Raw genomic sequence first — 26,693 nt, 5'->3', positions numbered from 1 at the left:
GTTTCGCGCCTCTTTCCCTAACAGTCCCCTAATAATTCGGACTTACGTTCCTCCTCGTGACGGGACACAAGGACATAGGGGACGGGGTCGGGGTCGAGCCGGTGGGCCGGCGGTCGCGGGTACTGAAGGCCGCCGGTCTCACCCTGGCGGGACTGCTGGTGCTGGGCGTCGGCACGGCGGGCTGGGCCTACTGGCATCTGAACCAGAACATCAAGAGCGTCGACATCAACAGCGCGCTCGGCGACGACCGCCCGGCGAAGGCGGTGGCGACGCCCTCGTCCCCGGCGTCCGCGTCGGCCTCCGCCTCCCCGCTGCCCAGCGGCGCCCTGAACATCCTGGTCCTCGGCTCCGACTCGCGCAGCGGCAAGGCGAACGCGAAGCTCGGCGGCGGCGACAGTTCCGGCGCCCGTTCCGACACGGCGATGGTCGTGCACATCGACGAGGGGCGCACCCGGGCGACCGTGGTGAGCATCCCCCGGGACACCCTGGTGACCCGGCCGGCCTGCCCCACCTCCTCCGGGGGGACGACGGCGGTGGCGTACAACGCGATGTTCAACAGCGCCTATTCGATCGGCGGCCCGGTCTGCGCGGTGAAGACGGTCGAGTCGCTGACCGATGTCCGCATGGACCACTACATCGAGATCGACTTCTCCGGCTTCGCGGCCCTCGTGGACGCGCTCGGCGGTGTCACGGTCACCACGGACGAGGACATCGACGACGACAAGAGCCATCTGCACCTCACCGCGGGCGAACACCACCTCGACGGCACGAAGGCGCTGGCGCTCGCCCGCACCCGGCACGGCATAGGAGACGGCAGCGACCTGGGCCGCATAGGTCTCCAACAGAAGCTGGTGAAAGCCCTGTTGGCGCAGATCTCGTCGGCCGGCCTGCTCACCGACCCGGCCAAGCTCTACAACGTCGCGAACGCGGTGACCGGCAGCCTGACGACGGACACCGGGCTGGACTCCCTGGGCGAGCTGATGAAACTCGGCCAGAGCCTGAAGTCCCTCTCCTCCGACGAGGCCACGACGGTGATGATGCCGGTCGTGACGGCCCCCTCGGATCACAACAGGGTGATCGCGAACGAGCCGGAGGCGAGCGACCTGTGGGCCTCGCTCAAGTAATGATCTCCGGGCCCGCTCAAGCGACTCCACGACTCACGTGACACCCCCGGAACCGGTCCGCGGGACTTGAGCTTCGGGGCTCGGGATTCGAGCCTCTTTTGTATGGATTGGGCGGGAGGTCCAACCCACCCTCCCTCCCTTGCGGACGGCCGAAGTGCCGTCCGGGCCAGGGGATATGACTTTTCGTGATCGGGTCGCGGCGGAGCGTGGCAGGCGTGTGGCGTGCGCCGCGAAAGTATCGACCCCCGTGGGTGCGGGAACACCACGCGGGGGTCTGACCAACTTGATCGAAAGAGGCTCGATCCATGGCTGTCACCCAGCCTAGTGCTGCCCCGCGCCCCTCCGCTCATCCCCTCGCCAATCCGGGGTACGGAAAACGGTCGGCGCCCGACCAAACCCCACGGACGGGTCGGGACTTCGCACATCTGCCCACCCGTGAGGCATCGATCGCGACGTACATCGACCGGCTCGCCGACGAGTCGGACCTGTCGATCAAGACCCTCGCCAAGCACCTCCCGTACGGCCAGTGCGCCCTCTCCACCGCCCTCAACAACCTCTCCGCGGCAGGGCATTTGCGCAGGGTGCGCCGCCCCGTCACCGTCGACGGCTGCCCCCGCTGGGTCTGGCACACCTTCTTCTCGCGCACCGCGCACGACGACGCCTGGTGGAACGCCTTCCTCGCCGGGGAGACGCCGGCGACCGAGCGGCCCGTGGCAGCGGCGGCGCGATCGACCGCCTACAGCTTGCTGGCCCGGCTCGGCCGGATCGACGCCCGGCTGACTCTGTCGGCCGGGGAGTGCGTGGCACTGGAGGGGGAGGCCGCCGAGTGGTTCGCGCGGGGCGCGGGTGAGCCGCAGCTTGTCCAGGCGCTGACGGCGGGGCTCCCGGAGCGTGTGGCGCACGCCTACGCCTTCGTACGCGCCCGGCTCCTCGCCAAGCTGCCCCCGCGACCCGAACCGCAGCCACCGGCGCCCCGCTACGAGGTGGTGTGCACGGCGTGCGGGGAGCCGGGCGGGGACGGTCACGCGCTGCGGGGCGGGTTGTGCGGGGGGTGCCGGGGTGGGCGGCCCGCCCTCGCCGCCGACGAGGTGCGCGCCCATGCCGGACGGCTGCGCGCCGCTCTGCGTACCGGGCCCCGCGCGGAGAAGACCACGGACAAAGCGGAGAAAGGAGCAGGCACATGACGACCTTGCAGCACGGTCCGCCCGTGACGGCCTGAGCTGTTCCTCTACCCGGAGCAAGGGCTGAAGGTCGAGGCCTACCGCAAGGGGCGGGCCAAGCCGGACGGGGTCTTGGCGCCCGAGGAGTACTTCGCGGGAAAGGGCGAGTGGTCCGAGCCCGCGGGTGTCCTGATGGTCGTCGAGGTCATCTCGCACGACCGGGACGCCGACCGGCGTGACCGGATCGAGAAGCCCGACGGATACGCGGCCGCCGGCATCCCCGTCTGCCTCCTCGTCGACCGGGACACGGACAGCGTGACCGTGCACTGCGATCCCGAGGGTGGCGTCTACCGCTCTCTCACCACCCGTGCGTTCGGAGCGGTGATCGAGCTGCCGGATCCGGTCGGGTTCACGCTGGACACGCAGAAGCTCAAGGACTTCGCCGACTGACCCGATTGACCCGTCTGACCTCGCCCGGAGAAAGAATCCAAAGAAATCCGGGGACGGTGTCGAAGAAGGTGTCTCCCGTTCGACGCATGGGTGAGAGGCAGGGAGAAGCCCCGCCTCCGAGGCACCACAGACACGAGGAGTCACCATGCCCCGCTATCTTTCGCTGGTCCAGATCGACGAGAGCACCGCGCCGGCCGAGGGTCCCAGCCCCGAGCTGATGCAGCGGATGGGCGAGCTCATCGAGGAGATCACCAAGGCGGGCGTCATGCTGGAGACCGACGGCCTGGCGCCCACCTCGCAGGGCAAGCGCGTCCACTGGTCGGGTGGGCAGCTGTCCGTCACCGACGGGCCCTTCACCGAGTCCAAGGAGGTCGTCGGCGGCTACGCGATCATGCAGTGCAAGGACATGGCCGAGGCCGTGGAGTGGACCAAGCGGTTCCTGAAGGTGCACGAGGAGTTCTGGACGGTCACCTGCGAGGTGCGGGAGATCGCCGGGGGCTGAGGACTCCTTGGCCTGACGCCGCCGTGGGTGTCTGATGGTGGGTTGTGGAACAGCAGCCCACCCCAGCCCCCGCCGGCGGTGTCGACACGGCCGTCGAGACCATCTTCCGTATCGAGTCCCCCCGCATCATCGCGGGCGTCGCACGGATCGTCCGTGACGTCGGCATCGCCGAGGAACTCGCCCAGGACGCCCTGGTCGCGGCGCTGGAGCAGTGGCCGCGGGACGGCGTGCCGGACAACCCGGGCGCCTGGCTCATGGCCACGGCCAAGCACCGGGCGATCGACCTCGTACGCCGCCGGGAGCGCTACGCGCGCAAGCTGGAGGAGGTCGGGCGGGACCTCTCGCTGTCGGCTCCGCACCATCTCGACGAACCCGCCGATCCGGACGACATCGACGACGACCTGCTCCGGCTGGTCTTCACCGCCTGTCACCCCGTCCTGTCCGCCGAGGCCCGCATCGCGCTCACCCTGCGGCTCCTCGGTGGTCTGACCACGCCCGAGATCGCCCGCGCCTTCCTCGTCCCGGAGGCCACGGTCGCCCAGCGCATCGTGCGGGCCAAGCGGACGCTGGCGACCAAGGGGGTCGCCTTCGAGGTCCCGTACGGCCCCGAACGCGAGGCCCGGCTCGGTTCCGTACTGGAGGTCATCTACCTCGTCTTCAACGAGGGATACGCGGCCACGGCGGGCGACGACCTGCTCCGGCCCGCGCTGTGCGAGGACGCGCTCCGGCTGGCCCGGGTGCTCGCCGAGCTGATGCCCAAGGAGCCCGAGGTGTACGCGCTCGCCGCCCTGCTGGAGCTCCAGGAGTCCCGGGCGGCCGCGCGCACCGGGCCCGACGGCGAACCCGTCCTCCTCAAGGACCAGAACCGCCGCCGCTGGAACCGCATGCTGATCCGCCGGGGCTTCACCGCGCTGGGCCGCTCCAGCGCCGTCGCCACCGGCAGCCCGGGGCCGTACGCCCTCCAGGCCGCCATCGCCGCCTGCCACGCGCAGGCCTATACGTACGAGGACACGGACTGGCGGCAGATCGCCACCCTGTACGGCCTGCTGGCGGCCCGCGCGCCCTCCCCGGTGGTCGAACTGAACCGTGCCGTGGCCGTCTCGATGGCCGACGGGCCCGGCCCCGCCCTGGAGATCGTCGACGCCCTCGCCGGCGAACCCGCCCTGCGCGACTACCACTTGCTGCCCAGCGTCCGGGGGGACCTGCTCACCCGACTGGGGAGGACGGCGGAAGCGCGGGCGGAGTTCGAGCGGGCGGCCTCGCTGGCGCGGAACGAGCGCGAACGCGCGCTGCTGACCGCCCGGGCCCGGGAGTGCGGCTGACTCGCCGTACGGCGGCCCGTGCGGAGCCCTCTCGTAACTCTGTTCCCCCTGGTCGCTTCAGGAACTACAGTGACCCGGCTGCCATGGCGCGGCTGTGAGCCTCTGGGGAGAGGCAGCGGCCCGGCGAGTGAGCGGCAATTCCGACGTTTCTGATCCATGGGGGGTCACTTTGAGCATGTTCAAGCGCCGCGGTGGTACGGCGCTCGCGACCGCGGCGGCATTCGCCGCGGCCACCTTGGCGACGGCTCCGGGTGCCGTCGCCGACGATGCCGGGCCCTGGCCGGGCACCGAGGGCAAGATCCTCGTGGACGGCCCGCTCCTGATCGATCCCGCCACGGGCAAGGCCACCGAGGTTCCCAACCAGTCCGGGTGGTACGCCGCCTGGGCGCCGGACGGCAGCCGGCTCGTCACCGCCGCGAGCCAGATCTCGAGCATCAGGCCGAGCGGCTCCTCGAAGATCACTCTGCCCTGGGCGGAAGGGGTGCGATCCAGCGCCTCGTACGAGGACCTGACCTTCTGGTGGGGCGGGCGCTACGTCGTCTTCTCGACCGGTGGCCAGCTCGCCTACGGCCCTTCCGACGGCTCGTGGGCGCCCCACCCGCTGCTGACGGCCGCCCAGGAGCCGTCCACCGTCTGTGACAACGACCCGACCGTGAGCCCGACCGGTCTGGTGGCGTTCGAGCGGCGCAAGAACTACGGCTGCTACGACAACGACGGCGTCTGGGTCTTCGACTCGACGGCGAAGACGGTCAAGCGGGTGCTGACCGACGCCGAGCAGCCCGCCTATTCACCGGACGGCACCAAGCTGGCGTTCGTCCGGCACGTCGACGGCGGAATGTCGCAGATCTTCACGGCGAACGCGGACGGCACGGGCGTCCGGCAGATCACCAGCGACGCCCGCGGTTACGCGAACCCGTCCTGGTCGCCCACCGGCAAGCGGATCATCTTCGACGCCCACACCTCGGGCGACAGCTCCGACGTGCACACCACCGAGTACGTGGACCTGGCCACCGGCGCGCTCACCAAGGTGCCGGCCGACACGGGCGGCAACTCCGGCTCCAACCCCAGCTGGCAGCCGCTGCGCAAGAACGGCACCGGCCGGGTCTGGGGCGCCGACACCTACGGCACCAACACGGCCTCCTCGCGCTGGACCTGGAACACGGTCGGCGAGAGTGTGCCGGGCCTGCTGGACGCCAAGGCCGCGGTGCTGATCAACCAGGACAGCGAGGCGTACTCGCTCACCGCACCCGCACTCGCCGGCAAGAAGCACGGTCCGGTGCTGATGACCCCGAAGAGCGGGCTGTCCTCCGCGACGAAGGCCGAGCTGAAGCGGGTGCTGAAGCCGGGCGCGAACGTCTATCTCATCGGCGGCACGTCCGTCCTCAGCGGCTCGGTCTCCTCGCAGGTGTCCGCGCTCGGCTTCACGCCGAAGCGGCTGGCGGGCACGTCCCGGTACTCGACCTCGGTCGCGGTGGCGAAGTCCGTGACCAGCGCGCCCAAATACGTGTTCCTGGCCACCGGCACCGACTACCACTCGGCGCTCGCCGCGGCCGCCGCCGCCGGGGCGGACGGCACGAGCAGCGCGGGCAGCGTCGTCCTCAACGACGGCAACAAGCTGACCGATTCGGTGAAGGCGTACCTCAACAGCCTGAGCCCGAAGGACACCATGATCATCACGGTGGGTGCTTCGGCGAAGTACGCGCTGACGCACACCTCCTTCTCCAAGTGGCCGTCGACGTACTCGTACTACCCGATCACGGCGAGCGGCAACGAGGGCACCTCCGCGGCGGTCGCGAAGTTCTGGTGGAGCGCGCCGAGCCAGGCCGCCCTCGCCTCCACGGACAGCTGGCGTGGCGGCGTGTCGGCGGGTGGGGCGATGAACGTCTTCGGACCCGTCCTGTGGACCTCGCCCGGCACCCTGTCGAGCGAGGCCAAGAGCTATCTGCTGCGGGAGTCCGCGAGCACGCAGTTCGTGGTCGGCTTCGGCGGCAGCGCGTCGATCGCGGCGGGCGCGCTGGACACCGCGGGCGCCTCGATCAGCGCGAGCAGCAGCCAGTTCGTGTACCACCCGTACTACAAGGGCGTGGTGCCCACGAGTGCGCAGCGGAGCACCTTCACGCTCCGCACGAACGGCGGCCAGGCCGCGACGGTCGTGAGGTCGGGCCCGGTCGGCGCCGAGCCGAACCTGGCACCCCTCAAGACGGTCCACCACCAGTAGACGGTGTAGCGGGCGCCCCCACCAGCATGGTCGGGGCGCCCGCCACCCGCGTCAGGAACACCGTCGCGGAGTTGGGGCCCTGCGGCTTCACCTTCCGGCGCAGTTCCTCCGGCTCGACGGCCGATCCGCGCTTCTTCACGGTCAGGATGCCGACCTCCCGTTCCCGGAGCAGCGCCTTCAACTTCTTGACGTTGAAGTGGAGTTGATCGGTGATCTCGTACGCGGAGGCGTACGGCGTCGGGCGCAGCTCGTCGGCCGTGACGTAGGCGATCGTCTCGTCGACCAGCCCGCCGTCCAGTTCTTCGGCGACCTCGGCGACGAGGTGCGCGCGGATGACCGCGCCGTCCGGCTCGTACAGATAGCGTCCCACCGCCCGCACCGCGGGATCAGGCAGTCCGCGCCCGCGCAGCTCACGCGGGCCCGGCAGCAGGGTGGCGCGCACCAGGCCCGGTTCCGTGCCGAACCACAGCACCGCCTCCTTCACGTCCCCGCCGTCCGAGATCCATTCGGCCTCCGCCTCGGCGGGGATCGCCTCGTGCGGGATGCCGGGGGCGATCTTCAGCGCGGCGACCGGAGATTTCGCGGCCGCCCCGATCGCCCAGGAGAGCGGCGGTGAGTACGCCTCCGGGTCGAAGATCCGGCCCCGGCCGCCCCGGCGCCCCGGGTCCACGAAGACCGCGTCGTACGAAGAGGTGTCCACCTCGGTGACGTCCGTCTCGCGCACCTCGATCAGGTCCGTGAGCCCCAGCGCGTCGGCGTTCGCGCGGGCCGCGGCGGCCGTCAGCGGATCGCGGTCGACGGCGAGGACGCGGATTCCGGCGCGGGCCAGCGCGATCGCGTCGCCGCCGATGCCGCAACAGAGATCGGCGACGGACCGGACTCCCAGGGCGCGCAGCCGCTCGGCGCGGTGGACCGCCACGCTCGTCCGGGTGGACTGCTCGACCCCGTTCGGGGTGAAGAACATCCGTCCGGCGTCCTCGGCCCCGAACTTCGCCGCCGCCCGCTGCCGCAGCCGGGCCTGTCCGAGGGCCGCCGAGACCAGTTCGGCGGGGTGCTCGCGGCGCAGCCGGGTGGCGACGGCCAGTTCCTGTGCCGGTTCGGTGGCGCGGACCTCGTCGAGCAGGGCGCGGCCCTCGGCGGTGAGGAGGGAGGCGAAGGAGACGTCGTTCACCCGGCCATTGTGGGCCAGTCGGTGGACGGTGTGCTTCCGGCGGCGGTGTCGGGGCCTTGGCGAGGGCGGTGACCTGGGAGGATCCGGCTCCATGCGACCCGTACGACAAAATGATAAAAACGGCACAAACGGGGCCGGTGCGCGCTGGGGAGTCGGCGTACTCGCCCTCGCCCTCCTCGTCTCCGGTTGTGCCGAGACCGGCTCCGGCTCCGCCCCCGGTTCCGGTTCCGCCCCCGGTTCCGGTTCCGGTTCCGGCGCCGCCAAGCCGGCCCACGGTCGGCAGGTCCGGCTCCAGGCGCCCCCGGCCCGCGCCCTCGACGCGTACGCCTCCCGGCTCCGGCTGGCGCAGGCCCGGCGTGTCGCCGCCGCCAAGCGCTGGGGACTCGCCGGGGTGCCGCTGACACCCCCGGCGCCGCCCGCCAGGAAGCCGGTCATCGAGGCCCGCAAGGGGTTCGAGGTCGACGGCCAGGAGGAGCTGGGGCTGCCGCCGGTCTTCACGACCGTCCCCACCAAGGACAAGGTCGTCTTCCTCACCATCGACGACGGCGAGGAGAAGGACCCCGCCTTCCTGCGGATGATGAGCGACCTGAAGATCCCGTACACCGCCTTCCTCAGCGACTACCTGGTCAAGGACGACTACGGGTACTTCCGGAAGATGCGCGACCGCGGCATCACCCTCAACAACCACACGCTGCACCATCCCTATCTGCCCGCCCTGTCCTACGCGCGGCAGAAGCGCGAGATCTGCGGCATGCAGGACGTGATGAAGAAGCAGTTCGGCAAGCGCCCGGTCCTCTTCCGCCCGCCGTACGGCAACTACAACCAGGAGACCCTGCGCGCCGCCAAGTCCTGCGGCGTCGAGTACGCGCCCATCTGGAACGAGGAAGTCTTCGTCGACCACTGGGAGTACCGCGAGGACGACCAGGACCTGCACCCCGGCGACATCGTCCTCACCCACTTCCGGGGCCGCAAGGACTGGAAGGGCACCATGCCCGACATGGTCCGCCGCTTTCTGAAGACGGTCACCCGCAAGGGGTACGCGGTCGCGCGCCTCGAGGACTACCTGTGAGTCCGCGTCGAGGACTGCCTGTGAGGGTGCGGGCGGCGCTCGCCGGGCTGCTCGCGGCGGTGCTGCTCGGTGGCTGCGCGCAGTCCGTCGACCCCATCGAGCGGCTGGGCAAGAAGGCGGCCCAGCGGGTGCGTCCGCAGGAGACGGCGTACCGCCGCTGGGGTCTGGCCGCTCCGCTCGCCGCGGCGCCGAAGGTGCCGGCCCGGACCACCGCACGCACCGCGGGTCCGGGACTGCCGCCCGTCGTGGACCATGTGCGCACCCGCGACAAGGTGGTCTTCCTGACGTACGACGACGGGGTGGAGCGCGATCCCCGGTTCGTCGACATGGTCCGCGAACTGCGGCTGCCGGTCAGCGTGTTCCTCACGGACAGTGTCGTCGGGCCGGGGTACGGGCACTTCGCCCGGCTGCGCGCGGTCGGCGCGAGCGTCCAGAACCACACCCTCGACCACGCCTCCCTGCGCGGTCTGCCCTATGCCAGCCAGCGCGCCGAGATCTGCGGACAGCAGGACAAGCTCCGGCAGCGCTTCGGCATCCGGCCCCGGCTGCTGCGGCCCCCCTACGGCAGGTTCGACAGCACCACCCTGCGCGCCGCCGCCGACTGCGGGGTCGCCGCGATCGTCCTCGGCCGCGCCGCCGACGCGCACCGGCTCCGGCCGGGCGACATCCTCTGCGGCTTCGGCGAACCCGATCTCACGGACGCCACGGTCCGGCTGCTCCGGCGCATCCAGGCGGAGGGCTTCACTCCGGCCCGGCTGGAGAACTACCTCTAGGGGGCGCCCGTTCGCCACGCTCCGGCATCTTCCGGGCCACGCCACGCCGGACGCCTTTGGCACTCCGCTTGACCGAGTGCTAATCGCAGTCATAGTCTCAGGTCTGGCACTCCCCCCTGGAGAGTGCCAATAGCGACAGGCAGATCCGGCACCCGCGACGACGGATCGACCTGGTCGCCACCTCAGACAGTTAACCCCGTGAGATCTCCGAAGGGGGAGGTCGGATCGTGACGACCACCAGCTCCAAGGTTGCCATCAAGCCGCTCGAGGACCGCATTGTGGTCCAGCCGCTCGACGCCGAGCAGACCACGGCCTCTGGCCTGGTCATCCCGGACACCGCCAAGGAGAAGCCCCAGGAGGGCGTCGTCCTGGCCGTTGGTCCGGGCCGCATCGAGGACGGCAAGCGTGTCGAGCTCGACGTCGCCGTCGGCGACATCGTTCTCTACAGCAAGTACGGCGGCACCGAGGTGAAGTACAACGGCGAGGAGTACCTCGTCCTCTCGGCTCGCGACGTGCTCGCGATCATCGAGAAGTAATTCACCCGGTAAGGGCGTCCGAGGGCTTCCCCCGGACAACCCCGCACCAAGCATTGCAGTGAACTGCGCCCCTGGCCCCCGCTACCTTTGATGAACCGGGCGCTGGGGGCGCCGTTCGTTTCTCCCAAGTTTTCCGAGAGGGCTGAACCGCTCCCATGGCGAAGATCCTGAAGTTCGACGAGGACGCCCGTCGCGCCCTTGAGCGCGGCGTCAACAAGCTTGCCGACACGGTGAAGGTGACGATCGGCCCCAAGGGCCGCAACGTCGTCATCGACAAGAAGTTCGGCGCCCCCACCATCACCAACGACGGCGTGACCATCGCCCGTGAGGTCGAGGTCGAGGACCCGTTCGAGAACCTCGGTGCCCAGCTGGTGAAGGAGGTGGCGACCAAGACCAACGACATCGCGGGTGACGGTACGACCACCGCCACCGTGCTCGCCCAGGCGCTCGTGCGCGAGGGCCTGAAGAACGTCGCCGCGGGTGCCTCCCCGGCGCTGCTGAAGAAGGGCATCGACGCGGCCGTCAAGGCGGTCTCCGACGAGCTCCTCGCCACAGCGCGCCCGATCGACGAGAAGTCCGACATCGCGGCCGTCGCCGGTCTGTCCGCCCAGGACCCGCAGGTCGGCGAGCTCATCGCCGAGGCGATGGACAAGGTCGGCAAGGACGGTGTCATCACCGTCGAGGAGTCCAACACCTTCGGTCTGGAGCTGGACTTCACCGAGGGCATGGCCTTCGACAAGGGCTACCTGTCCCCGTACATGGTGTCCGACCAGGAGCGTATGGAGGCCGTCCTCGACGACCCGTACATCCTCATCCACCAGGGCAAGATCAGCTCCATCCAGGACCTGCTGCCGCTGCTGGAGAAGGTCATCCAGTCGAACGCCTCCAAGCCGCTGCTGATCATCGCCGAGGACGTCGAGGGCGAGGCCCTGTCGACCCTGGTCGTGAACAAGATCCGCGGCACGTTCAACGCCGTCGCCGTGAAGGCCCCCGGCTTCGGTGACCGCCGCAAGGCCATGCTCGGCGACATCGCCACCCTCACCGGTGGTCAGGTCATCGCCGAGGAGGTCGGCCTCAAGCTCGACCAGGTCGGCCTGGACGTGCTCGGCAGCGCCCGCCGCGTGACCGTCTCCAAGGACGACACCACGATCGTCGACGGTGGCGGCAGCTCCGACGAGGTCGTCGGCCGCGTCAACCAGATCAAGGCCGAGATCGAGAACACCGACTCCGACTGGGACCGCGAGAAGCTCCAGGAGCGCCTCGCGAAGCTGGCCGGCGGCGTGTGCGTGATCAAGGTCGGCGCCGCCACCGAGGTGGAGCTCAAGGAGAAGAAGCACCGTCTGGAGGACGCCATCTCCGCGACCCGCGCCGCGGTCGAGGAGGGCATCGTCTCCGGTGGTGGGTCCGCGCTGGTCCACGCCGTCAAGGTCCTCGAGGGCAACCTCGGCAAGACCGGCGACGAGGCCACGGGTGTCGCGGTGGTCCGCAAGGCCGCCGTCGAGCCGCTGCGCTGGATCGCCGAGAACTCCGGCCTGGAGGGTTACGTCATCACCTCCAAGGTCGCCGAGCTCGACAAGGGCCAGGGCTTCAACGCCGCCACCGGCGAGTACGGCGACCTGGTCAAGGCCGGCGTCATCGACCCGGTCAAGGTCACCCGCTCCGCCCTGGAGAACGCCGCCTCCATCGCCTCCCTGCTCCTCACGACCGAGACCCTGGTCGTCGAGAAGCCGGCCGAGGACGAGGGCGACGCCGGTCACGGCGGCCACGGCCACTCCCACTGACGTACGACGTCATGAGGACGGACACGCCCACCGAGGCGTGACGTCGTGAAGAGGTCCCCGTTCCATCAGGAACGGGGACCTCCCGCGTTTCCGTGAGGCTGTTTCCCCGGGACTGTCCGTCCGGCGCGCGGAGCGGTCAGCCCTCCAGCGCGTCCAGCGCGCCGAGCCCGGCCATCAGACCCAGCCGGTCGTACTGCCACCAGCCCTCGACGATCTTTCCGTCCTCCCCGCACCGGAAGATGGTCGTGCCGGTCATGGAGGCCTGCTTCCCGGACGCCGGGATCCCCATGAAGTCGCCCGTGTGCGTGCCGTTCCAGGTCCACCGGGTGCAGACGCGGTCGCCCTCCGTGATCTGGTCCTCGACGGTGAACTTGAAGTCGAAGCCGCCGCGCCACATCTCGATCTCGCGCCGTACCGCGTCGAGCCCGATGGTGTCCTGTTCGTTGGCGGGATCGTGGTCGTGATAGCTCTCCGCCATCAGTCCGTTGAGCGGCTCCAGCTCACCCGGGCCCGCCAGCATGTCGAAGTACATGCGGACGTTCGTCGCGTAGAGCTGCTCGTCGCGCACCACGTCCAGGTCCGTGAACGTCGGCATCCCGTCGCAGAGTGCCACCATCTCCTGGAAGATCGTGTCGGTCTCCGGAAGCTTCGAGTTCCGCATCGCGTCCTCGTACGACGGGAACTCCACGATCTCCACGAAGTGGCTCGCGTTGGCACGGTCCTTGCCGATGACGCTGTGCGTCGCGGTCCGTTTCCCCTTGGTCTTCTCGACCCATGTGTCCATCAGCCGGTTCATCTCGTCGAACCGACTGGTTCTACAGTCAATCAACTGCACGAATGTCATGGCGCCGCCTCCGGCCCCCTGGTCCGGTTGATTCACCCTCAATCCTCCCACCGGAGGGGCGACACCACCCACCGCACGAGACGCGCGAGCGCCTGCCGCGCGAACCGCGCGACCTGCGTGATCGCCCCTACTGGGGGCCGTACTTCCGCCCGGTCCTCGACGAGATCCCGCCCAGCAGCGCCCGCGGCGTCACCTTCACCACGCCCATCAGCGCCTTGTAGCGCGGGTCCGGAATGGACAGGGTCCGGCCGCGCGCCAGATCGGCGAGTGCCGCGGCGACCAGCTTGTCGGCGTCGAGCCACATCCAGTTCGGGATGTTGTCCGTGCCCATGCCGGCCCGCTCGTGGAACTCGGTGCGCACGAAACCGGGAGCCAGCGCCATCAACCGCACGCCGCTGCCCGCGAGATCCTTCGCCGCGCCCTGCGTGAACTGCACGACCCACGCCTTCGACGCCCCGTACGTGCCCCGCGGCACGAACGCGGCCACCGACGCGACGTTGACGACGCCGCCCCGGCCGCGCTCGCGCATCGCCTCGGTCGCCGCCGACGTCAGCCGGAGCACCGCCTCGCAGTGCACCTTGAGCATCTTCAGCTCGTCCGCCATCGACACGTCCAGATAGCGGCCCTTGTTGCCGAAGCCGGCGTTGTTGACCAGCAGGTCGACCGGGTTCCTGCGGTCGGACAGGCGGGCGGCCACCGCTTCGATGCCCTCGTCCGTCGCCAGGTCCGCCGTGAGCACCTCCGCCTCGATGCCGTGCCGGTCGTGCAGCTCGGTCGCCTGCTCCCGCAGCCGCTTCGTGTCCCGCGCCACCAGCACGAGGTTGTGCCCGTCCGCCGCCAGCCGCCGCGCGAAGGCGGCACCGATTCCCGCGGTCGATCCCGTAATCAGAGCCGTTGTCATGGCGCAAGATTAGTGACCGGCCCTGCCGCCCGGTGGCCGGTGCCACCCAACGTGCGACCGGGTTCCACGAGTTCTCCGCACCCCGTTCGGCCGGGGCCGGGGCGGCCCCTACGCGCCGTACTTCGCCACGTACGCCCGCGCCGCCGCCCTGGCCTCCGGGTGCAGTGCGTCCCCCGCCGTCAACAGCCTTGGCAGCAGCTCCCGTTCGGTCGTCGAGGCACGGAACGCGACGGCCACGGTGACATCGTGGCCGGGCCGGTGCGCGATGCCGATCGGGTCCCCGGAGCGGATCTCACCGGGCTCGATCACCCGCAGATACGCGCCGGGCGCGCCCCGATGCGTGAACCGCTTCACCCAGCCCTTCTCGCCGAGGTGCCCCTGGAAGGTGCGGCAGGGGATCCGCCCGGAGGTGACCTCCAGGACGACCTCGGAACCGATCCGCCAGCGTTCACCGATCAGCGCGCCGGACACGTCGAGCCCCCACGTCGTGAGGTTCTCGCCGAACACACCGTTCGGCAGGGTCCGGCCGAGCTCGCGCTCCCAGTCGTCGAGGTCCTCGCGCGCGACCGCGTACACGGCCTGGTCGTCACCGCCGTGATGGCGCAGGTGACAGATCGCGTCCCCGGCGAGCCCGCTCCCGCCGACCCCCTTGGGTCCCGGTGCCGTCACGCGCAACGGCCCGTCGACCGGCCGCTTGTCGATGCCGGTCATGCCCTCCGGCTGGTCCGTGTACCCGACGGCCCGCGCCCGGCCGACATTGAGCGACAGAAGCTTCATGGCACCAAGCTAGGCGATACAGCCCAAAGCGTCGATGCGATATTTCCCGCCACATCCAAGATTCGCTTATGCTCAAAAGGTGATCGAGGCCCGTCATCTCCGAGTCCTGCGCGCCGTCGCCACCACCGGATCCTTCTCGGCGGCGGGCCGCGAGCTGGGCTGCACCCAGCCCGCCGTCAGCCAGCAGATGAAGGCCCTGGAGTCGTCCGTGGGCACCCCCCTGCTCGTCCGGACGGGCCGCGAGATGCGCCTCACCCAGGCAGGAGAGGCCCTGGTCAAGCACGCGGCGAGCATCCTGGCCGGTCTCACGGCCGCCGAGGAGGAGGTCGCCGCGATCGCCGGTCTGCGCGCGGGCCGGGTCCGGCTGGTGTCCTTCCCCAGCGGCAGCTCCACCCTCGTCCCCACGGCTCTCGCCGCGCTGCGCGCCGCTCACCCCGGCACCCGTGTCTCCCTGGAGGAGGCCGAACCGCCCGAGTCCGTCGAGAAGCTCCGGGCCGGCGACTGCGACATCGCGCTCGCGTTCCGCTACGAGGGGGCGCCTGGCGTCGAGGAGTGGGACGACCTCGTCGTACGGCCGCTGCTGATGGACCGCCTTGTCGGTCTGGTGCCCGAGGGGCACCGGCTGGCGCGGTCGGAGTCCGTGTCGATCGCCGAGTTCGCCGGGGAGCCGTGGATCGCGGGCTGCCCGCGCTGCCGCGGCCAGCTCGTCGAGGTCTGCCGCGGTGCCGGCTTCGAGCCCCGCATCGACTTCGCCACCGACGACTATCCGGCCGTGGTCGGGCTGGTGGGCGCGGGACTGGGCGTCGCCGTCCTTCCGGAGCTCGCGATCGAGTCCGTACGCCCGAAGGGGGCGCGGACCGTGACGGTGGAGCCCCCGGTGCGCCGCGAGATCGTCGCCCTCACCCTCCCGGATCTCGCCGCCGTGCCCGCGGTGGCCGCGACGCTGGACCGGCTGGCGCGGGCGGCGGCCCGCTAGCGGCCTCCCTCCGGGGGCTGCCGCGGACGCACGGCTCCTGTCGCGTCGAAAGCGGCGGCACGCGTGCACGTGCCGACGTGTCTCACCGTGCCGTGTCCGTCCCTGCCGTGTCCGTCCTGCCGTGCCTGTCTGCCGTGCCCGTCCCGGCCGTGTACGCGTCGTCCGCCGGGTACGCGTCCGCCCGGCACGCGTACCTTCTACGCCGGGTGCGCGTCCGCCCGGCACGCGCCTTCAGAGCAGAAACGTTCCTTCAGTTGTTCGAAGCGGGACTGCTGCCGGTGGTCGATGCCGAGACCAGCCGGTTGCGTGCCCGTCCCATGAGCTCTTCGCGCTCGTCCTCGGTCAGTCCGCCCCACACGCCGTACGGTTCGCGCACCGCCAGCGCGTGTGCCGCGCACTCCGCGCGCACCGGGCATCTCATGCAGACCTCTTTGGCCGAGTTCTCACGAGCGCTCCGTGCCGCACCACGCTCGCCCTCCGGGTGGAAGAAGAGCGAGCTGTCGACCCCGCGGCAGGCCGCGAGGAGCTGCCAGTCCCAGAGGTCCGCGTTCGGACCGGGAAGGCGGGAGAAATCTGCCATTGCGTGTCCCCTTGTTGCCGTTCTGGGCTGCTCTGTGCCCACCGACCGTACATCTACGATCTAAGGAGATGAAAATATGACTCATTGCGAATCTAGCCTCAGACACCAGCAAATGGGAAGAAAACAGGCTAAATGGGGCATCGGTTGTGATGAAAGGTTGAGGGTCGGCGCGCATGTCTGCACCGTGTCCGCACCCTCACGTACAGTGCCGATGACGGCCGACTGCCCCGTAACTCTTTCGAGTGACCATCGTTGAGATGGCTGAGGCGGTTGAAGGAACAAGCGCTCGGGCAGGCGGTCATATCCGTCGGCGAGTATCGACCGCACAGGTGACGATTCGTAACAGCCTGGAGGCTCAAGGTGACGCGCATCAGCTGCGGAGGACGGCCATGACATCCGTCCTCGTCTGCGACGACTCCCCGCTTGCCCGAGAGGCGCTCCGCCGTGCGGTCGCGACCGTGCCCGGTGTCGAGCGTGTGACGACGGCGGCCAACGGCGAGGAAGTCCTCCGCCGCTGGGGTGCCGACCGTTCGGATTTGATTCTGATGGACGTACGCATGCCCGGTTTGGGCGGCGTCGAGACGGTCAGGCGGCTGCTGTCCGCCGACCCCGGTGCGCGCATCATCATGCTCACCGTCGCCGAGGACCTGGACGGTGTGGCACTCGCCGTCGCCGCCGGTGCCCGCGGCTATCTGCACAAGGACGCCTCACGGGCGGAGCTGCGCGCCACCGTGACCCAGGCGCTCGCCGACCCCACGTGGCGGCTCGCGCCGCGCAGACTGCGCTCGGCGGAGATGGGCGCCGCGCCCACGCTCACCGCGCGTGAGATCCAAGTGCTCGAGGGCATGAGCCACGGCCGCTCGAACGCGGAGATCGGCCGTGAGCTGTTCCTCTCGGAGGACACGGTCAAGACTCACGCCCGGCGGCTCTTCAAGAAGCTCGGCGCCTCGGACCGGGCGCACGCGGTCGCGCTCGGATTCCGGTGGGGCCTGGTCCGCTAGGTGAGCCGCCTCGAGGGTATGACGGAAGTAGTCCCTGCCCGCCGGACGGCGGGTGGGGCCGGGCCCTCGGAGAGAGCCTCTTCGGTGTCCGATCCCCGTTTCCCGGCGGATGCCGCATCCTTGAGGTGTGGAGTTCCTTGGGGACAAGTCGGTCGAGCGGAAGGGGAGGGCGCAGGAGATGAGTTCCGGCGCACCTGCTCATAACGCTTCGGTGCACAACTATGGACGCGGTGCCACGGACAACACGACGCCAAGGCACCATGGACCGATGCGTGAAGACGAGACGACGGGGATCGGTGCGCTCGTCCATCGCGCGGTCGACGGCGACGAGCAGGCCACACACGACCTGCTCGCTCACGTACACCCGCTCGCGCTGCGTTACTGCCGCGCCCGTCTGTCCCGGCTTCCGGGCGACGCGCGGCACTTCGTGGAGGACCTGGCGCAGGAGGTCTGCGTCGCGGTGCTCCTGGCGCTGCCGCGCTACAAAGACACCGGGCGCCCCTTCGAGGCGTTCGTCTTCGCCATCGCCGCGCACAAGGTCGCCGACCTCCAGCGCGCCGCGATGCGCCATCCGGGGTCCACGGCCGTTCCCTCCGACGAGATGCCGGAGCGGCCCGACGACTCTCTCGGCCCGGAGGAGCGCGCGCTGCTCAGCAGCGACGCCGAATGGGCCAAGAAACTCATGGCCAATCTCCCCGAGAATCAGCGCGAGCTGCTTCTTCTGCGTATCGCGGTGGGCCTCACGGCCGAGGAGACGGGCCAGATGTTGGGAATGTCACCGGGCGCCGTCCGGGTGGCACAGCACCGGGCGCTGAGCCGGCTGCGGGCGCTGGCGGAGCAGTAGGGATTTCGGCCGGTCGCGGTGACGCGCGACCGGTGCGCCGGGTCCCCGCCGCGCCGATCGGGTCCCGTCCGGAACGGTGTTCTCCGGTGCTGCCGACGGTCTCCTCCCGTGGTGCCCACCGTCACCCGGCCGGGTGACGCGGGCTCCCTTCCCATGACGGCGGATCCCCTTCCTCCCCTGTGAACGGCGGGGAAGGGCGGGAACCCCGATGACGTCGCCGCCGGTCCCGGCCAGGGCGCACGGCGGGTTCCCCTCCACCACGGGGGCGGGGCCGGCCGGCGAAGACATGACCGGGCGCGGTGTGACCGGCGCGGCCCCGACGCCCTCTCCGGGCACGGGTCTGAACGGTGACGACATCCCTCCCGTACGAACATACGAAGCCGAAGCCCACCCTCAACCGTGGAATGAGAGAGCCATGCTTCCCGTTAGCATGGACATCCGCACCGATCAAGGCCATTTGGGGAAGGTGTCATGACTGCCAACGTCGACGGAGTGCCCGCCAAATTCGCGACACTCGGGCTGACCTACGACGACGTGCTGCTGCTGCCGGGCTCGTCGGACATGGCGCCCGACCAGATCGACACCGCCTCGCACATCTCGAAGAACGTCCGGGTCAACATCCCGCTGCTGTCCGCCGCCATGGACAAGGTCACCGAGTCGCGCATGGCGATCGCGATGGCCCGCCAGGGCGGCGTCGGTGTTCTGCACCGCAACCTGTCCATCGAGGACCAGGCCAACCAGGTCGACCTGGTGAAGCGCTCCGAGTCCGGCATGGTGACCGACCCGATCACCGTGCACCCGGACGCCACGCTCGGCGAGGCCGACGCGATCTGCGCCAAGTTCCGCATCTCCGGTGTGCCGGTCACCGACGGCGGCGGCAAGCTGCTCGGCATCGTCACCAACCGGGACATGGCCTTCGAGACCGACCGCTCGCGCCAGGTGCGCGAGGTCATGACGCCGATGCCGCTGGTCACCGGCAAGGTCGGCATCTCGGGCAACGACGCGATGCAGCTGCTGCGCCGCCACAAGATCGAGAAGCTTCCGCTGGTCGACGACGCGGGCGTGCTCAAGGGCCTCATCACCGTCAAGGACTTCGTCAAGGCGGAGAAGTACCCGAACGCCGCCAAGGACGGCGAGGGCCGTCTGCTGGTCGGCGCGGCCGTCGGTGTCGCGGGCGACGCGTTCGAGCGTGCCCAGGCCCTGATCGAGGCGGGCGTCGACTTCATCGTCGTCGACACCGCGCACGGCCACTCCCGCCTGGTCGGCGACATGGTCGCCAAGATCAAGTCGAACTCCTCCGGCGTGGACGTCATCGGCGGCAACATCGCCACCCGTGACGGCGCGCAGGCGCTCATCGACGCGGGCGTCGACGGCATCAAGGTCGGCGTGGGCCCGGGCTCCATCTGTACGACCCGCGTGGTCGCCGGCATCGGCGTCCCGCAGGTCACGGCCATCTACGAAGCGTCGCTCGCCGCCAAGGCGGCCGGTGTCCCGGTCATCGGCGACGGTGGCCTCCAGTACTCCGGTGACATCGCCAAGGCCCTGGTCGCGGGCGCCGACACGGTGATGCTCGGCTCGCTGCTCGCCGGCTGCGAGGAGTCCCCGGGTGAGCTGATGTTCATCAACGGCAAGCAGTTCAAGTCGTACCGCGGCATGGGCTCCCTGGGTGCCATGCAGTCCCGTGGCGAGCAGCGCTCCTTCTCCAAGGACCGCTACTTCCAGGAGGGTGTCGCCTCCGACGAGAAGCTCGTCCCCGAGGGCATCGAGGGCCAGGTGCCCTATCGCGGCCCGCTCTCCGCGGTCGTCCACCAGCTGGTCGGCGGTCTGCGCCAGTCGATGTTCTACGTCGGCGGCCGCACCGTGCCCGAGCTCCAGGACCGCGGCCGGTTCGTCCGGATCACCTCGGCGGGTCTCAAGGAGAGCCACCCGCACGACATCCAGATGACGGTCGAGGCGCCGAACTACAGCCGCAACAAGTAGTCACCCGTACGCACGAACGGGCTTTCGCATGTGCGTGGAGCCCCCGACAAGGGCGGTCCCGGAGGTTCCGGGGCCGCCCTTGCCGTAGGCGTCGGGGATACTGGGAGGCGCAGAAGCGAAGACGGAAAGGCCACAACGTGACTGAGATCGAGATCGGGCGCGGCAAGCGCGGCCGCCGGGCGTACGCCTTCGACGACATCGCCGTCGTCCCGAGCCGCCGTACGCGGGACCCGAAGGAGGTCTCGATCGCCTGGCAGATCGATGCCTATCGCTTCGAGCTGCCCTTCCTGGCCGCCCCGATGGACTCGGTCGTCTCCCCGGCCACCGCGATCCGTATCGGCGAGCTGGGCGGCCTGGGCGTCCTGAACCTGGAAGGCCTCTGGACGCGGTACGACGACCCGCAGCCGCTGCTGGACGAGATCGCCGGGCTGGACTCGGAGACCGCGACCCGGCGCCTCCAGGAGATCTACGCGGCTCCCATCAAGGAGGAGCTGATCGGGCAGCGCATCAAGGAGGTGCGCGACGCCGGGGTCGTCACCGCCGCCGCCCTGTCCCCGCAGCGCACGGCCCAGTTCTCCAAGGCCGTCGTCGACGCGGGTGTGGACATCTTCGTCATCCGCGGCACGACGGTGTCGGCCGAGCACGTCTCCGGTGCCGCCGAACCGCTGAACCTGAAGCAGTTCATCTACGAGCTCGACGTCCCGGTGATCGTCGGCGGCTGCGCCACGTACACCGCGGCGCTGCACCTGATGCGCACCGGCACGGCCGGTGTCCTCGTCGGTTTCGGCGGCGGCGCCGCGCACACCACGCGCAATGTGCTGGGCATCCAGGTCCCGATGGCCACCGCCGTCGCGGACGTCGCCGCAGCCCGCCGCGACTACATGGACGAGTCCGGAGGCCGGTACGTGCACGTCATCGCCGACGGCGGTGTCGGCTGGTCCGGCGACCTCCCCAAGGCGATCGCCTGCGGCGCGGACTCCGTGATGATGGGCTCCCCGCTCGCGCGCGCCACCGACGCGCCCGGCCGTGGCCACCACTGGGGCATGGAGGCGGTGAACGAGGAGCTGCCGCGCGGCAAGAAGGTCGACCTCGGCACCGTCGGCACCATCGAGGAGATCCTCACCGGTCCGTCGCACATCCCGGACGGCTCGATGAACATCTTCGGCGCCCTCCGCCGCGCCATGGCCACCACGGGCTACAGCGAGCTCAAGGAGTTCCAGCGCGTCGAGGTGACGGTCGCGGACTCGCAGCACAAGCGTTAGCGCGTACGCATGTACGAGTGAAGGGCCCGTCCACCGAGTGGTGGACGGGCCCTTCACCTGTACGACCGTCCCGTCAGCCGCCTGTCAGCAGCTCGGCGGCGCCCGCGAGGACCAGCACGAAGCCGGCGACACCCATGGCCGCCGCGTACGCCCGGACACCGACGGCCTCGACCCGATTGAACGACGGAGTGAAGTCGCCGGCCGCGAGGGCGCGCATCTCGTGGCCGCGCCGCAGGAAAGCCTTGATCGCGTCGGCGGCGCCCCGCACGTTGAAGGCGATCCAGCCCCCGGCCACCACGGGCGCCAGGCCCAGCAGCATCAGGAACAGCCAGACGGGCATCTCAGAGCCCGGCCTTGCGGGTGCTCTGGAACGCCACGTACGCCGCGACCGCGAAGAAGACGAAGGTCAGCGGGTCGGCCTCGGACTTCCACGCCTCCTGGACCACGTCGATGTGGTCGAAGAAGACCTCGCTGAAGCCGACGCCGAACTGCTTGGCGATGATCATGGCCTCGCCGACCATCTGGCCGAGGTAGATCGCGGCGACGGACACGATCACGCTGGCGACCGGCAGGGTCTGGCTGCGACCGCCGACGCGGCCCGCGGCGATGCCGACCAGGAAGCCGACGCCGACGGCGGCATAGCCGATCTCGTGCTTGGTGAGGCCGATGATCAGGCCGTACAGGACCGCGGAGACCAGGCCCGCGCCGACGGCGGCGGCGAGACCGAGCGCCGCGTTGCCGCGCGCGGGGGCGACCGGGGCGACGGGCGCGACCGGGAAGCCCGGCTGGGGCGCGCCCTGCGGGACACCCTGCTGCGGGACGGGCGGCTGGTCGTCGGACTTGCCGGCGAACGGGTTGCCGGGCGGCGGCGTCGGCTGACTCATGTGGTTCCCCCCAGGGAAGTGGGCGCAGCTGTGGTGTGCGCGTGGGACGCGGGCACACACCTGTCGGCGCCCGGGACGTGGGCGCACGTGTGTGCGAGAGCTGCCGCACATTAGCAGGCGGGAGTGACAACCCGTGAGGGGATTTCAGAGGTCAGAGCCGGTGGGCCGCGCCGGTCGGGGTCGCCCCCCTTGTGTCCAGGAGGAGTTGGGCCTTCACGGACAGTCCTTGCAGGTCGTACGTGCGGTGCTGCTGGAGCAGGATCGTCAGGTCGGCGTGGGCCGCGGCCTCGTAGAGGGAGTCCGCGCGCGGCACGGGCCGCCCGAGGACGCTCCAGGCGGGGACGTGCGGGTCGTGATAGCTGACGGACGCGCCGAGTTCCATCAGGCGTACGGCGATCTCGTGGGCGGGAGCGCCCTGTTGATCGGCGATGTCCGCTTTGTAGGTGACGCCGAGGAGGAGCACGCGCGCGGCACGGGCGGACTTCCCGTGCTCGTTGAGGAGCGTGGCGGCGCGCTGGATGACGTACTGGGGCATGTGGTTGTTGACCTGCTGGGCGAGTTCGACCATCCGCAGCGGGCGCCCCGACGTGCCGAGGTCCTGGGCGATCCCGTGCCCGCCCACGCCCGGTCCGGGCCGGAACGCCTGGAAGCCGAACGGCTTGGTCTCCGCGCAGCGGATGACGTCCCACAGGTCCACGCCCAGGTCGTCGCAGAGCACGGCCATCTCGTTGACGAGCGCGATGTTGACGTGCCGGAAGTTGGTCTCCAGGACCTGCACGGTCTCCGCCTCGCGGGGCCCGCGCGCGCGTACGACCTTGTCGGTGAGCCGCCCGTAGAAGGCGGCGGCCGACTCGGTGCACGCCGGGGTGAGGCCGCCGATGACCTTCGGTGTGTTCGCGGGGGTGAAGTCGCGGTTGCCGGGATCGACCCGGCTGGGCGAATAGGCGAGGTGGAAGTCGCGCCCCGCGCGCAGCCCGGAGCCCGCTTCGAGGAGCGGACGGAGGAATTCCTCGGTGGTGCCGGGATGTACGGCCGATTCCAGGATCACGGTGGTGTGCGGGCGCAGCTGTGCGGCCAGCGCGCGGGCCGCCGCCTCCACCTGGCCGAGGTCCAGGGTGCCGTCCGCGCCCCGCGGGGTAGGGGCGCAGATGACGGCGGTGCGTACGCGGCCCAGCTCGGCCGGGTCGGTGGCCGGCCGGAAGCCCCCCGAGAGCATCCGGCGCAGTTCTGCGGGGGTGAGGGAGCCGCCCTCCGGCCCTGTCTTGTAGCCGAGGGTGGAGATGCCGGCGGCGACGGCGGCCTGGGCCAGGGGCAGGCCGAGATGACCGAGTCCGATGACGGCGAGGTCTGCGGGCATGGAGTGGGCCGTCCTTCCCAGTAACCGATGCGGGACAGGTGCGCAAGCCCTGTGGACAGGATGGGCGAGAGCAATGTCAGACTAGGAGTAAATATGACCGATTTACGGGATTGATCGATCAAGATTCCCTGCGCGTCGCCGAGAGTTGTCCACAGGCTGCGGACGGACGGTGGCCGATGAGGGGCAAGACGGTCAGACTTTGGGCAGGGGGATGTGAGCCGGGCGTCGCCGGACAGGTGCGGCCAGCGCGACAACAGCGGGAGGCAGCGGTGAGGACAGCGACACTGGGGCCGGCGGAGCGCGCCGAGTCACTTGCGGGAATGGCCGAGGGCGAGCTGGACGTGCTGGTCGTGGGTGCGGGCGTGGTCGGCGCGGGCACCGCGCTGGACGCGGTGACACGCGGTCTGTCCACCGGCCTGGTCGAGGCGCGTGACTGGGCATCGGGCACGTCGAGCAGATCCAGCAAGCTGATCCACGGCGGTCTGCGGTATCTGGAGATGCTCGACTTCGCGCTCGTCCGTGAGGCCCTGAAGGAGCGCGGCCTGCTGCTCGAACGGCTGGCACCGCACCTGGTGAAGCCCGTCCCGTTCCTCTACCCCCTCCAGCACAAGGGCTGGGAGCGGGTGTACGCGGGTTCCGGCGTCGCGCTGTACGACGCCATGTCGATGGCCCGCGGCCACGGACGCGGACTGCCCACCCATCGCCATCTGAGCCGCCGCCACGCCCTGCGCGTCGCACCGGCCTTGAAGAAGGACGCGCTGATCGGCGCCCTGCAGTACTACGACGCACAGATGGACGACGCCCGCTATGTGGCGACTCTGGTGCGCACGGCCGCCGCGTACGGCGCGAAGGTCGCCAACCGCGCGCGGGTCACCGGCTTCCTGCGCGAGGGCGAGCGGGTGGTCGGAGCCAGGGTGCGCGACGTCGAGGGCGGCGGCGAGTACGAGGTCCGCGCCAAGCAGGTCGTCAACGCCACGGGCGTGTGGACCGACGACACCCAGGCGATGGTCGGGGAGCGGGGCCAGTTCCACGTCCGGGCGTCCAAGGGCATCCATCTGGTCGTACCGAAGGACCGGATCAACTCGACCTCGGGGCTGATCCTGCGCACCGAGAAGTCGGTGCTGTTCGTGATCCCGTGGGGCCGCCACTGGATCATCGGCACCACCGACACCGACTGGGACCTCGACAAGGCCCACCCGGCGGCCTCCAGCGCGGACATCGACTATCTGCTGGAGCACGTGAACTCGGTGCTCTCCGTGCCGCTCTCCCGCGACGACGTCCAGGGGGTGTACGCGGGGCTGCGGCCACTGCTGGCCGGAGAGTCGGACGCCACGAGCAAGCTGTCGCGCGAGCACACCGTCGCCCACCCGGTGCCCGGACTCGTGGTCGTGGCCGGCGGCAAGTACACGACCTACCGCGTGATGGCCAAGGACGCGGTGGACGAGGCGGTGCACGGCCTCGACCAGCGGGTCGCGGAATGCGTCACCGAGGAGACCCCGCTGGTCGGCGCCGAGGGGTATCACGCGCTGTGGAACGCGCGAGCGCGGATCGCGGCCCGCACCGGGCTCCATGTGGTGCGTGTGGAGCACCTGTTGAACCGGTACGGGTCGCTCGCGGAGGAACTCCTCGACCTCATCGTGGCGGACCCGTCGCTCGGGGAGCCGCTGCCGGCTGCCGAGGACTACCTCCGGGCCGAGATCGTCTACGGGGCCTCGCACGAGGGCGCCCGCCACCTGGACGACGTCCTGACCCGGCGCACCCGCATCTCCATCGAGACCTTCGACCGGGGCACCCGCAGCGCCCGCGAGGCCGCCGAGCTGATGGCGCCGGTCCTCGGCTGGGACAAGGACCAGATCGAGCGCGAGGTGGAGCACTACGAGAAGCGGGTCGAGGCGGAGCGGGAGTCCCAGCGCCAGCCGGACGATCTGACGGCGGATGCGGCGCGGCTGGGGGCGCCGGACATCGTGTCGTTCTGACCGCGGGTTCCCGCTCATCTCACTCGAACGGGTGCGGTGAGCTGGGATCTTCGCTCGCGGCCCGGCCGTTCTACGGGGTGCGGGGACAGAACTCGGCGGCGAGCAGGGCCGGTTCGAGCGTCGGGTCCGTGACCCCGTCCGTGTTCACCCGGAAGGTGAGGACACGGCGCCCGTCGACGGTGGCCGCGCTGCGCACGTAGCTGCCGGAGATGCGGCCGTTGTGCCCCCACACCGTGGTCCCGCACGGCAGCTTCACCGGGAACAGCCCCATGCCGTACGAGCCGTGTGCGGCGCGGGTGTCGAGCATCTCGCGCAGCCAGTGCGAGGGCAGCAGCTCGCCGCCGAGCAGGGCCGCGTAAAAGCGGTTCAGATCGGCCAGCGTGCTCACCAGCTCACCCGCCGCGCCGGCCACGCGCGGGTCGAGCTCGGTGACGTCGGAGCCGTCGGCGGCGTACGCGCGGCCGTGCGGTGCGGGAAGCGAGGTGCCGGCACCGGGGAACGAGGTGCCGGTCAGACCGAGGGGAGTGATGACGCGGCGCTCGGTCTCGGTGGCGTACGAGTGGCCGGTGACCTGCTCGACGACCATGCCGAGTACCACGTAGTTGGTGTTCGAGTAGGCGAAGCGGCCCCGGTGGGCCGGGGGATGGGTGAGTGCGATGCGTACGGCCTGAAGCGGGGTCACCGGGACGGCGCCCCGGGTGACCGAGGTGAAGTCGTGGAGGCCGCTGGTGTGGCGGAGCAGGGCACGCAGCGTGATGCGGCGGCCGTCGTTGCCCGCACCGCGCACCAGACCGGGCAGGTGGTCGTCGACGGAGTCGGACAGGGACAGCCGGTGTTCGGCGGCGAGTTGCAGGACGACCGTCGCGATGAAGGTCTTGGTGATGCTTCCGGCGCGGAAATGATCGGAACGAGATATTCCGTTTCCGGCGTCGGTGAAGCGGGGACCCGACTCCTCGTCGGCCAGCAGGGCGGCGGCCGGAGCACCGCCACGGGTCACGAGGAGGGCGAGCGCGGTGTCCGAGGCCGCGGTGACGGAGCCTTGGGAGGAGGCCAGGGTCCGCCCCGGCAGGTCGGTTTGGGCCATGCCGAGGAGTGCCAGGGACATGGGTATGGCCAGGAGTGTCCGAGGTGTCCGGGGCTTCGGCATCGGCGGTCCTTCCTTGTCGCGGCCCATCATGGGGCACGTTTCTGTGCCGGGGGTCGGG

At 70.4% G+C, this 26,693-nt stretch carries 24 protein-coding genes and 1 pseudogene; 16 read left to right on the top strand and 9 right to left on the bottom strand.

The window, feature by feature from the left end:
* The first annotated feature begins 56 nt into the window (after positions 1-56).
* The 6 genes and pseudogenes from OOK38_RS09575 (at position 57) to OOK38_RS09550 (ending at position 6,776) form a co-directional block, all read left to right on the top strand.
* Entirely contained in the window at positions 57-1,124 is a 1,068-nt protein-coding gene (locus OOK38_RS09575; protein WP_266848353.1) for an LCP family protein, read from the top strand.
* Positions 1,125-1,429: 305 nt separating this feature from the next.
* On the top strand, positions 1,430-2,308 hold the full coding sequence (locus OOK38_RS09570) for a hypothetical protein (RefSeq protein WP_266848351.1): 879 nt from the start codon (positions 1,430-1,432) through the stop codon (positions 2,306-2,308).
* 27 nt (positions 2,309-2,335) lie between these two features.
* Positions 2,336-2,734, top strand: a pseudogene (locus tag OOK38_RS09565) (Uma2 family endonuclease); the annotation flags it as partial.
* A gap of 145 nt (positions 2,735-2,879) precedes the next feature.
* Positions 2,880-3,236 (top strand): YciI family protein, encoded by a 357-nt coding sequence (locus tag OOK38_RS09560; RefSeq protein ID WP_266761810.1) that lies wholly within the window; start codon positions 2,880-2,882, stop codon positions 3,234-3,236.
* A 44-nt stretch (positions 3,237-3,280) separates the two neighbouring features.
* Complete coding sequence (locus OOK38_RS09555) at positions 3,281-4,558, top strand: RNA polymerase sigma factor (RefSeq protein WP_266848349.1); 1,278 nt, start codon at positions 3,281-3,283, stop codon at positions 4,556-4,558.
* Positions 4,559-4,733: 175 nt separating this feature from the next.
* Positions 4,734-6,776, top strand: a complete 2,043-nt coding sequence (locus tag OOK38_RS09550; protein ID WP_266761813.1) for a cell wall-binding repeat-containing protein — start codon at positions 4,734-4,736, stop codon at positions 6,774-6,776.
* Here the strand turns inward: OOK38_RS09550 and OOK38_RS09545 are convergent.
* On the bottom strand, positions 6,754-7,947 hold the full coding sequence (locus OOK38_RS09545; protein ID WP_266848347.1) for a methyltransferase domain-containing protein: 1,194 nt from the start codon (positions 7,945-7,947) through the stop codon (positions 6,754-6,756). The genes OOK38_RS09550 and OOK38_RS09545 overlap by 23 nt on opposite strands.
* A gap of 91 nt (positions 7,948-8,038) precedes the next feature.
* On the opposite strand from OOK38_RS09545, the gene OOK38_RS09540 reads away from it, so the two are divergent.
* The 4 genes from OOK38_RS09540 to groL all read left to right on the top strand — a co-directional run bounded on the left by OOK38_RS09540 (position 8,039) and on the right by groL (position 12,106).
* A complete protein-coding gene (locus OOK38_RS09540) occupies positions 8,039-9,016 on the top strand; it encodes a polysaccharide deacetylase family protein (RefSeq protein ID WP_266848346.1) in 978 nt (325 codons plus the stop codon).
* A 20-nt stretch (positions 9,017-9,036) separates the two neighbouring features.
* A complete protein-coding gene (locus tag OOK38_RS09535; protein WP_266761818.1) occupies positions 9,037-9,789 on the top strand; it encodes a polysaccharide deacetylase family protein in 753 nt (250 codons plus the stop codon).
* Positions 9,790-10,016: 227 nt separating this feature from the next.
* Positions 10,017-10,325 carry a co-chaperone GroES gene (gene groES / locus OOK38_RS09530; RefSeq protein ID WP_266761820.1) on the top strand — a complete coding sequence of 103 codons (309 nt, stop codon included), beginning with the start codon at positions 10,017-10,019 and terminating at the stop codon, positions 10,323-10,325.
* Positions 10,326-10,480: 155 nt separating this feature from the next.
* Positions 10,481-12,106, top strand: a complete 1,626-nt coding sequence (gene groL, locus OOK38_RS09525; RefSeq protein ID WP_266761822.1) for a chaperonin GroEL — start codon at positions 10,481-10,483, stop codon at positions 12,104-12,106.
* A gap of 136 nt (positions 12,107-12,242) precedes the next feature.
* Here the strand turns inward: groL and OOK38_RS09520 are convergent, their stop codons facing one another.
* The 3 genes from OOK38_RS09520 to OOK38_RS09510 form a co-directional block, all read right to left on the bottom strand.
* Positions 12,243-12,950: an ester cyclase gene (locus OOK38_RS09520; protein WP_266849328.1), complete on the bottom strand. Its 708-nt coding sequence runs from the start codon at positions 12,948-12,950 to the stop codon at positions 12,243-12,245.
* 127 nt (positions 12,951-13,077) lie between these two features.
* On the bottom strand, positions 13,078-13,851 hold the full coding sequence (locus OOK38_RS09515; RefSeq protein WP_266761825.1) for an SDR family oxidoreductase: 774 nt from the start codon (positions 13,849-13,851) through the stop codon (positions 13,078-13,080).
* 108 nt (positions 13,852-13,959) lie between these two features.
* A complete protein-coding gene (locus OOK38_RS09510; protein ID WP_266761827.1) occupies positions 13,960-14,628 on the bottom strand; it encodes an MOSC domain-containing protein in 669 nt (222 codons plus the stop codon).
* A 79-nt stretch (positions 14,629-14,707) separates the two neighbouring features.
* Here OOK38_RS09510 and OOK38_RS09505 point away from each other — a divergent pair, with 79 nt between their 5' ends.
* A complete protein-coding gene (locus OOK38_RS09505; protein WP_266761828.1) occupies positions 14,708-15,604 on the top strand; it encodes a LysR family transcriptional regulator in 897 nt (298 codons plus the stop codon).
* A 250-nt stretch (positions 15,605-15,854) separates the two neighbouring features.
* Here the strand turns inward: OOK38_RS09505 and OOK38_RS09500 are convergent, their stop codons facing one another.
* On the bottom strand, positions 15,855-16,184 hold the full coding sequence (locus tag OOK38_RS09500) for a WhiB family transcriptional regulator (RefSeq protein ID WP_266761829.1): 330 nt from the start codon (positions 16,182-16,184) through the stop codon (positions 15,855-15,857).
* 389 nt (positions 16,185-16,573) lie between these two features.
* On the opposite strand from OOK38_RS09500, the gene OOK38_RS09495 reads away from it, so the two are divergent.
* From OOK38_RS09495 to OOK38_RS09480, 4 genes are all read left to right on the top strand, one after another.
* Positions 16,574-17,185, top strand: a complete 612-nt coding sequence (locus OOK38_RS09495; protein ID WP_003948568.1) for a response regulator transcription factor — start codon at positions 16,574-16,576, stop codon at positions 17,183-17,185.
* Positions 17,186-17,453: 268 nt separating this feature from the next.
* Entirely contained in the window at positions 17,454-18,029 is a 576-nt protein-coding gene (locus OOK38_RS09490) for a sigma-70 family RNA polymerase sigma factor (protein ID WP_315903658.1), read from the top strand.
* 471 nt (positions 18,030-18,500) lie between these two features.
* The gene (gene guaB, locus OOK38_RS09485; RefSeq protein ID WP_266761831.1) at positions 18,501-20,009 is read left to right on the top strand and encodes an IMP dehydrogenase; all 1,509 of its coding nucleotides are present in this window, start codon (positions 18,501-18,503) and stop codon (positions 20,007-20,009) included.
* A 137-nt stretch (positions 20,010-20,146) separates the two neighbouring features.
* Positions 20,147-21,271, top strand: coding sequence for a GuaB3 family IMP dehydrogenase-related protein (locus tag OOK38_RS09480; RefSeq protein ID WP_266761832.1), 1,125 nt, complete (start codon positions 20,147-20,149; stop codon positions 21,269-21,271).
* Positions 21,272-21,344: 73 nt separating this feature from the next.
* On the opposite strand, the gene OOK38_RS09475 is transcribed toward OOK38_RS09480, so the two are convergent.
* From OOK38_RS09475 to OOK38_RS09465, 3 genes are all read right to left on the bottom strand, one after another.
* Positions 21,345-21,611 (bottom strand): hypothetical protein, encoded by a 267-nt coding sequence (locus OOK38_RS09475; RefSeq protein ID WP_266848344.1) that lies wholly within the window; start codon positions 21,609-21,611, stop codon positions 21,345-21,347.
* A 1-nt stretch (position 21,612) separates the two neighbouring features.
* Positions 21,613-22,155: a hypothetical protein gene (locus OOK38_RS09470; RefSeq protein ID WP_266761836.1), complete on the bottom strand. Its 543-nt coding sequence runs from the start codon at positions 22,153-22,155 to the stop codon at positions 21,613-21,615.
* A 151-nt stretch (positions 22,156-22,306) separates the two neighbouring features.
* Positions 22,307-23,512, bottom strand: a complete 1,206-nt coding sequence (locus OOK38_RS09465) for a nucleotide sugar dehydrogenase (protein ID WP_266761838.1) — start codon at positions 23,510-23,512, stop codon at positions 22,307-22,309.
* A 269-nt stretch (positions 23,513-23,781) separates the two neighbouring features.
* On the opposite strand from OOK38_RS09465, the gene OOK38_RS09460 reads away from it, so the two are divergent.
* The gene (locus OOK38_RS09460; RefSeq protein ID WP_266761839.1) at positions 23,782-25,488 is read left to right on the top strand and encodes a glycerol-3-phosphate dehydrogenase/oxidase; all 1,707 of its coding nucleotides are present in this window, start codon (positions 23,782-23,784) and stop codon (positions 25,486-25,488) included.
* 70 nt (positions 25,489-25,558) lie between these two features.
* Here the strand turns inward: OOK38_RS09460 and OOK38_RS09455 are convergent, their stop codons facing one another.
* The gene (locus OOK38_RS09455) at positions 25,559-26,635 is read right to left on the bottom strand and encodes a serine hydrolase (protein WP_266848342.1); all 1,077 of its coding nucleotides are present in this window, start codon (positions 26,633-26,635) and stop codon (positions 25,559-25,561) included.
* Positions 26,636-26,693 lie beyond the last annotated feature (58 nt).

This window comes from Streptomyces sp. NBC_00568, assembly GCF_026341855.1.
Classification (GTDB): Bacteria; Actinomycetota; Actinomycetes; order Streptomycetales; family Streptomycetaceae; genus Streptomyces.
The sequence above is the reverse complement of the archived record's forward strand: the minus strand, read 5'-3'. Positions and strand labels throughout refer to the sequence as shown.

Excerpts from the sequence above, each read along its gene's own strand:
- OOK38_RS09550 (WP_266761813.1), top strand. The coding sequence starts at position 4,734 with ATGTTCAAGCGCCGCGGTGGTACGGCGCTCGCGACCGCGGCGGCATTC.
- OOK38_RS09495 (WP_003948568.1), top strand. The coding sequence starts at position 16,574 with ATGACATCCGTCCTCGTCTGCGACGACTCCCCGCTTGCCCGAGAGGCG.
- OOK38_RS09475 (WP_266848344.1), bottom strand. The coding sequence starts at position 21,611 with ATGCCCGTCTGGCTGTTCCTGATGCTGCTGGGCCTGGCGCCCGTGGTG.
- OOK38_RS09510 (WP_266761827.1), bottom strand. The coding sequence starts at position 14,628 with ATGAAGCTTCTGTCGCTCAATGTCGGCCGGGCGCGGGCCGTCGGGTAC.
- OOK38_RS09570 (WP_266848351.1), top strand. The coding sequence starts at position 1,430 with ATGGCTGTCACCCAGCCTAGTGCTGCCCCGCGCCCCTCCGCTCATCCC.
- OOK38_RS09490 (WP_315903658.1), top strand. The coding sequence starts at position 17,454 with ATGCGTGAAGACGAGACGACGGGGATCGGTGCGCTCGTCCATCGCGCG.
- OOK38_RS09470 (WP_266761836.1), bottom strand. The coding sequence starts at position 22,155 with ATGAGTCAGCCGACGCCGCCGCCCGGCAACCCGTTCGCCGGCAAGTCC.
- OOK38_RS09515 (WP_266761825.1), bottom strand. The coding sequence starts at position 13,851 with ATGACAACGGCTCTGATTACGGGATCGACCGCGGGAATCGGTGCCGCC.
- OOK38_RS09560 (WP_266761810.1), top strand. The coding sequence starts at position 2,880 with ATGCCCCGCTATCTTTCGCTGGTCCAGATCGACGAGAGCACCGCGCCG.
- OOK38_RS09455 (WP_266848342.1), bottom strand. The coding sequence starts at position 26,635 with ATGCCGAAGCCCCGGACACCTCGGACACTCCTGGCCATACCCATGTCC.
- guaB (WP_266761831.1), top strand. The coding sequence starts at position 18,501 with ATGACTGCCAACGTCGACGGAGTGCCCGCCAAATTCGCGACACTCGGG.
- OOK38_RS09540 (WP_266848346.1), top strand. The coding sequence starts at position 8,039 with ATGCGACCCGTACGACAAAATGATAAAAACGGCACAAACGGGGCCGGT.
- groL (WP_266761822.1), top strand. The coding sequence starts at position 10,481 with ATGGCGAAGATCCTGAAGTTCGACGAGGACGCCCGTCGCGCCCTTGAG.
- OOK38_RS09500 (WP_266761829.1), bottom strand. The coding sequence starts at position 16,184 with ATGGCAGATTTCTCCCGCCTTCCCGGTCCGAACGCGGACCTCTGGGAC.
- OOK38_RS09465 (WP_266761838.1), bottom strand. The coding sequence starts at position 23,512 with ATGCCCGCAGACCTCGCCGTCATCGGACTCGGTCATCTCGGCCTGCCC.
- OOK38_RS09520 (WP_266849328.1), bottom strand. The coding sequence starts at position 12,950 with ATGACATTCGTGCAGTTGATTGACTGTAGAACCAGTCGGTTCGACGAG.